The following is a 6722-nucleotide window of genomic DNA, read 5'->3' as shown; positions in this document are numbered from 1 at the left end:
GGTTCATACATAATATCTTCTCCTTTTTCTTCAGGCGAGGCCCTGACCTGCAGCAAATTCTCGATAGAGCATATGTGTATCAACCAGCTCTTTATGCGTCCCTCTGCCTGTAATTTTACCTTTTTCCAAAAATAATAATTGATCAGCGTGCAATACAGTCGCAAGCCGATGAGCAATAATGAGCGTTGTGCGGCCTTTCATTAAGTTCTGCAGCGCTTCCTGAACATGCGTCTCAGAACCACTGTCTAAATTAGAGGTCGCTTCATCAAGCAATAAAATCTCAGGATCATGCAGCAAGGCGCGCGCAATCGCAATTCGTTGCCGCTGACCACCTGACAGTTTCATCCCCCGCTCTCCGACCAGCGTTTCAAATTGATCAGGCATATCTTCTATAAATGAATAAGCGTTGGCTGCTTTTGCCGCTGCAATGATGTTTTCCATCGTCGGACGCCGTTCCAGTCCATAGGCAATATTATCGAGGATTGAACCGCTCAGCAGCGGACTTTCCTGCGACACATAGCCGATGCGCCCGCGCCAGTTGGATAAGGAGATTTCATTTACGGGAATGTCACCCGCCAGAATCTCTCCGGCGACGGGCTGGTAAAAGCGTTCTACAAGCGAGAAAATAGTCGTTTTCCCTCCGCCGCTCGGTCCGACAAACGCTGTCACTGTTCCCCGTTCAGCGGTGAATGAAATGCCGTTTACAACTTGTTTCCCCTCTTCATACGCAAAGTGAACATCTGAAAACGTCAGTGCGGCGCCCGGCTGGACAGACGACTCTCCCGCAGCCGGTTCAGATTTCATTTGCAGAATTCCCTGGATGCGTTCGGTGGCTCCCACCGCTTTTTGAAACGATGTGAAGAACTGCGCCATTTGGGCAAACGGCATAATGATCTGGAACAGCAGGAAGATGACGGCGACGAGAGTCCCTGCGGATAATGCCCCCTTGGCGACCTGTGCTCCACCGTAACCGAGAATTACAACTAGGATGCCCATCATGGTCAGCATCATGATCGGCGAAATGACCGCCTGGATTTTCGCTTCTTTTAAACCGTAGCGAAACAGCGACTGAATGGCGGACTTTCCTTTTTCACCTTCCGCCGGCTCTGCACGGTATGCTTTTACTAAACGGATATCGCCGAGAACTCTTCCCAGATGCCCGGAAAACTTCGCCATTTCCGCCTGCGTTGCCTTTGCTACTTTATGCATCAGACGGCCGAGCGGATAAAGTACGGCCATGCTGACCGGCACACTGACCAGCATAATAATCGTCATTTTCCAGTCAAGCACGAGCAAGATCACGACAGCACCGATAATCGAGATGACGCCTGAAATGAACGACACCAGATGCTCAGACACCAGCGATTTCAATACGGTCGTGTCCTGCGTGATACGGCTCATCGTCTCTCCTGTTTCATTCTGATCGAAATACGGCACGGGCAGACGCAGGACCTTCTGCCATAACTGATTCCGCAGGTCTGCCACAACCGTCTCTCCTATGTAAGCAAGCATATAGTAGGAAAAGCCTCCAGTAATCGCCTGGACGACAAATAAAATGAGCAGGAAGACGCCTGTTTTCCAGTTCATCAGTTCACTGGTGAATGAGTCTACCAAATCTTTGGTGATCAGGGGAACGGCCAGTCCCGCCACTGTTTCAACAAGCGAAAGGAATAAAGCAATCGCTGTGACAGCGACAGGCCAATGCAGAGTTTTAATAAGACTTGTAAAGTTTTTCAAGGATCCTTCTGTTTTCATTTACGGCCGGCCTCGTTTCAATTTTATTCCCACGGTTTCAGCTGCAGCCCTTAAAGATATTCTCCGATTTTCACCCAGTCTTCTTCGAGATCCGGCCTGAGTGACGGCCGGTAGAATACAGATGCCGGGTGAAATGTCGGCAGAATGGTGTATGACTGTTCTGTCCAGCTGTACTGCTGATCATCAAGTGAATGCAAATACTGAACCGGCTGCTTCAACAAGCGGCCATGCAATTCTGTCACTTTAGCCTGTTTTCCCAGCAGCCGTTGCAGTCCGACATTGCCCAGCGTGACAATGAGGCCGGGCTGCAGGTTGGCGACTTCATAATCTAGAACAGGCGCATGGGCCAGCTGCTCCTTTTGCGTGGGCGGCCGGTTATATTTTCGTTCCGTCAATGTGCCGTCACGTTCTTTTTTTGTACCCCACCGGTAAGGACGGCTCCGGAATGAACTCGTCATATAGACGTCTTCCCGCGACAGGCCGACGGAATCAAGTGATTTCATCAATTCATTGCCTGCACGTCCGATGAACGGCACGCCATGTATAGCTTCATGTTCGCCCGGTGCCTCTCCGATTAAAAGGATAGCGGGTGCTGCGGGACCTTCTCCGTGAACAAAGCCTTCCACTGGAAAACCTTCACTGCGCTTCAATGCTAGACGGGCAATTTCATCTGGAATCCGAAACATCGTATCAACTCCCTTTAGTAATTATAGAGCTTTTGGAGCGGAATAAAAAATATTAACCATTGAAAAAGCCGTCCCCATTTATGGTAAATGGAAACGACTTACGCTATTCTATGCCAGCTCTGTCTGTTTGGTTTCTGTTCCGAGCAGCACAACGGACAGCACACCGACCATAATCGCCGCACAGAATATGCCGAATATGATGCCAAACCCGTAACCCGCCGTCAGTAGTGAACCGACAAGCAGCGGACCGAATATACCGCCAACCCGGCCTATTGCCGCGGCAACGCCCGAACCTGTCGCGCGAATTGCAGTCGGATACTGTTCCGGTGAATAGGCGTACAGTGCCCCCCATGCCCCTAAATTAAAGAATGACAGAAATGCTCCTGCGATCATTAACGTCACTAATGTATCGGCATTTCCAAATGCCAGCGCGCTGAGTGCCGTGCCGAATAAATAAGTTGCCAGAACAAACTTGCGTCCTGCACGCTCAATCAGCCAGGCCGCACTGAAATACCCGGGCAATTGGGCGAGTGTCATAATCAGCACGTAGCCGAAACTTTTAATCAGGCTGAAACCTTTTAAGACCATCACGCTCGGCAGCCATAAAAACATGCCGTAATAAGAGAAGACCACTGCAAACCAGACAATCCACAGCATGATCGTGCGCTTTCTGAATTCCGGCGCGAGTAATCGCTTAAGTTTCTGACCGATGGATTGCTCTGTTTTGCCTTCCTGAATGAATTTCTTGGAATCAGGCAAATTCCGCCGTAAATAAATTGCATAAAATGCCGGCAGCGCAGTGATGATCAGCGCAACCCTCCAGCCGTAATCCGGAATAACGAAGTAGGCAATCAGTGCGGCGATGAGCCAGCCGGCCGCCCAGAAACTTTCGAGCAGCACAACCACGCGGCCCCGCTCTTTTGCAGAAACACTTTCTGAAACTAATGTAGAAGCTACAGGCAGCTCCCCGCCAAGCCCTGCGCCAACTAAAAAACGCAGTACGAGGAACGCCCATAATGCAGTCGTCAGCGCAGACAGTCCGCTGGCGACGGAAAACAGCACTAATGTAATCATGAATACCTGCTTGCGGCCAATACGGTCTGCCAGCAGTCCGAAACCGAATGCTCCGACGGCCATCCCGATGGAGTTCACACTGCCGATCCAGCCCATCTGGGATGAGGTTAAATTCCAGTCCACTGCAATGGCTGCAATGACAAAGGATAAAATTCCGACATCCATCGCGTCAAACATCCAGCCGGTGCCCGCTATGCCGAGTAATTTATTTCGCGACAACTCTTTTGTTTTCACTAGTCTTCTACCTTTCTCTTGAAAAGCGTTATAGTGTCTTTACACATGTAATTATAGCACTTTTTGAAGAGATTTGACTAGTTTTGTTTTAGGATGGCGGACAGGTATGAGCCCCAGAGAGGATATTATGATCGGGCGGCGCACGGGTATGAGCGCTGAGAAGGATGGCATGATCGGGCGGCGCATTGATATGAGCGCTGGACAGGGTCGTATGAGCGCTCGGCGGTATTCTATGATCAATGCTGGAAACATGCATCGGCTACGGCTTTTATTCGGGAAAATAAAATTTGTGGTGCTTCTTCAAACGTGCGAAAACGTCTGCTATCCGTGCGAAAAACGACTGGAAGCGAACCAAAAACGTCCAGCGCCGCACCAATCCGCATTTCCGCCGCGCCAAAAGCGCCCGGCACCGCACATTCCCCCCTTTACAGCGAAAATCTCCATACAAAAACCCCGGAAGGCTGAGCTCCCGGGGTAAAACTTCTTATAGTGCTACTTCTACTTCTTTGATCATTTCTTTCACTGACTGAAGTCCGCCGCCTGAAAGGTACCAGTATTCACCGTTCAGGTAGATCATTTTATCATTTTTGAATGCATTTGTTTTCTTGACCAGGTCGTTTTCAACAGAATCTTTTGCTGAAGCACCGTTGCCGATTGACGCGTCACGGTCAATGATGAACAAAATATCCGGATTTGTGTCCAGGATGTATTCAAACGTGATGTTCTGTCCGTGAGTAGAAGCCTCGATCTTTTCATCAGCCGGCTCAAAACCAAATACATCGTGAATGATTCCAAAACGTGAGCTTGGTCCGTAAGCACTTATTTTTCCTTCAGTTGCAAGGATCATTAATGCTTTGCTGTCTGATTCAGCCGTTTTCGCTTTAATTTCTTCAATACTTGCATCAACATCTGCTAACTCTGTGTTCATTTCATCTTCTTTATCAAAAATAGTTGCAATCTTTTCCATGTTCTCTTTGAATGAATCCATATAGCGCGCAGTATCTACACCCATGAAGATAGTCGGCGCAATTTTCGAAAGCTCTTCATATGAATCAGACTGACGTCCGGAAATGAAGATTACATCCGGTTTCATTGCGTTGATTGCTTCGAAATCCGGCTCTTTCAGGCTACCAAGATTTTCGTACTTTTCATCTTCATATTTCGATAGATATCCAGGAATATTAACCTGCGGCAAACCTGCCACTTCGATCCCTAATTCATCCAATGTATCCAATACACCAAAATCGAATACCACTACTTTCTCAGGGTTTTTTTCAAGAGTTGTTTCGCCAAGTTCGTGCTTGATTGTGATTTCTGTGTTGTCAGTTTTCTCGGCACTTTCTTCTGCTGCCGGTTTATCTTCAGATGCCGCGTTGTCAGCCGGCTTGCCTTCTTCCTTCGTGTTGCCGCAAGCAGCAAGTGCAAGCATTAAGATCAATGCGAATAGGGAAAGTGTCAGTTTTTTCATTTGAATTAGTTCCTCACTTTTTTTAAGAGTTGAAATAGACGCAAATACGGCAATTTTTCATTTGTTGAATCGGGATATCCATATCATAGATTTCCCGCAGTGATTCTGAATTGATAATATCGTTCGTCGGTCCATCTTTGACGATCCGGCCGTTTTTCAGTGCCACAATGCGGTCTGAATAAACGGAGGCAAAGTTGATGTCGTGCAATACGATAACGACTGTCTTGCCAAGGTCGTTGACGAGCTGACGTAAAATTTTCATGATCTGTACGGAATGTTTCATGTCCAAGTTGTTCAGCGGCTCATCAAGTAAAATATAATCGGTATCCTGTGCAATGGTCATCGCAATAAACGCGCGCTGACGCTGACCGCCCGATAATTCATCCAAATAGGCTTCCTGCATATCCATCAAGCCCATGTATTCCAGCGCCTGATCCACCATCCGCTCATCTTCTTCGTGGAGACGGCCCTTACAATGCGGGAAACGGCCGAATGCCACCAGTTCGCGGATGGTCAATTTGACGTTCATGAAGTTTGATTGTTTCAAGATGGCTACGCGCTTGGCGAATTCATTGGACTTCATATCCTTCACTTTACTTTTGTCCAGCAATACTTCACCTGTATCGGCATCCATCAATCTGCTTACCATCGAAAGAAGAGTAGATTTACCAGCCCCGTTCGGTCCAATAAATGATGTGATTTTTCCGCGGTGGATGTTCACATTGACCTTTTCGACGACTGCCTTTTTCCCATAAAATTTCGTTAGCTCACGAACTTGAATCATGAAGATCGACTCTCCTTTAATAGTAAATAGATGAAGTAAATGCCACCGACAAAGTTGATGATTACGCTCAATGTCGTGGAGAACGAGAAGACCCGCTCTACAATCCACTGGCCGCCGACCAATGCTACCACACTCATCAGCGCAGCTCCGGCAATTAAGATGGAGTGCTTGAACGTGTTAAAGAATTGATACGACAGATTGGCGACAATAAGCCCAAAGAAAGTAATCGGCCCGACCAGCGCAGTCGAAACAGCAATAAGAACAGCGGATAATATCAGCATGACCTTCACGACCGTCTGATAAGATACACCTAAGTTAATCGCGGTATCCCGTCCTAATGAAAGAACATCCAGCTCATTAATATAGCGCCAGCCGATGATCAGCGTCAGCACGAGTATCGCAAATGCCCACCAGACGAGATCGCCGTTGATATTGTTGAAGCTTGCAAACATTTTATCCTGTACACGCAAGAATTCATTCGGATCGATCAATACTTGCAGGAATGTCGAGATACTGCCGAAGAACGTTCCGACGATAATACCGACCAACAGCAAGAAGTAGATCGGCCGGTTGCCCTTGCCGAATAAAAAATGATAGAGCAGTAAAGCAAACAGTACCATGGCCCCTACCGACAGCATAAAGTTGAATTGCTGATTAATCAGTACAAAATGGGTAGAACCAAAAAAGAAAATAAGGACAGTTTGAAGTAAAATATATAGGG

7 protein-coding genes are annotated in these 6722 nt (G+C 47.6%); all 7 read right to left on the bottom strand.

Annotated elements, in window-relative coordinates; genetic code table 11:
- Window positions 1-30 precede the first annotated feature (30 nt).
- Window positions 31-1755, bottom strand: coding sequence for an ABC transporter ATP-binding protein (locus tag GDZ68_RS17850; RefSeq protein ID WP_153723677.1), 1725 nt, complete (start codon window positions 1753-1755; stop codon window positions 31-33).
- Between the two features lie 50 nt (window positions 1756-1805).
- On the bottom strand, window positions 1806-2441 hold the full coding sequence (locus GDZ68_RS17845) for a uracil-DNA glycosylase (RefSeq protein WP_153723676.1): 636 nt from the start codon (window positions 2439-2441) through the stop codon (window positions 1806-1808).
- A 108-nt stretch (window positions 2442-2549) separates the two neighbouring features.
- Window positions 2550-3692: an MFS transporter gene (locus GDZ68_RS17840; protein WP_194841233.1), complete on the bottom strand. Its 1143-nt coding sequence runs from the start codon at window positions 3690-3692 to the stop codon at window positions 2550-2552.
- Window positions 3693-3985: 293 nt separating this feature from the next.
- A complete protein-coding gene (locus tag GDZ68_RS17835; RefSeq protein WP_153723674.1) occupies window positions 3986-4159 on the bottom strand; it encodes a hypothetical protein in 174 nt (57 codons plus the stop codon).
- Window positions 4160-4233: 74 nt separating this feature from the next.
- Window positions 4234-5217, bottom strand: coding sequence for a siderophore ABC transporter substrate-binding protein (locus GDZ68_RS17830; RefSeq protein WP_153723673.1), 984 nt, complete (start codon window positions 5215-5217; stop codon window positions 4234-4236).
- Between the two features lie 22 nt (window positions 5218-5239).
- Window positions 5240-6001, bottom strand: coding sequence for an iron ABC transporter ATP-binding protein (locus tag GDZ68_RS17825; RefSeq protein WP_153723672.1), 762 nt, complete (start codon window positions 5999-6001; stop codon window positions 5240-5242).
- The coding region (locus tag GDZ68_RS17820; RefSeq protein ID WP_153723671.1) for an iron chelate uptake ABC transporter family permease subunit at window positions 5998-6722 on the bottom strand (725 nt) is incomplete at its 5' end. The genes GDZ68_RS17820 and GDZ68_RS17825, both read right to left, overlap by 4 nt.

This window comes from Sporosarcina cascadiensis (genome assembly GCF_009650995.1).
GTDB classification, from domain to species: Bacteria; Bacillota; Bacilli; order Bacillales_A; family Planococcaceae; genus Sporosarcina; species Sporosarcina cascadiensis.
Note: the sequence above shows the minus strand (reverse complement) of the source record. Positions and strands in the feature narration are given on the sequence as shown.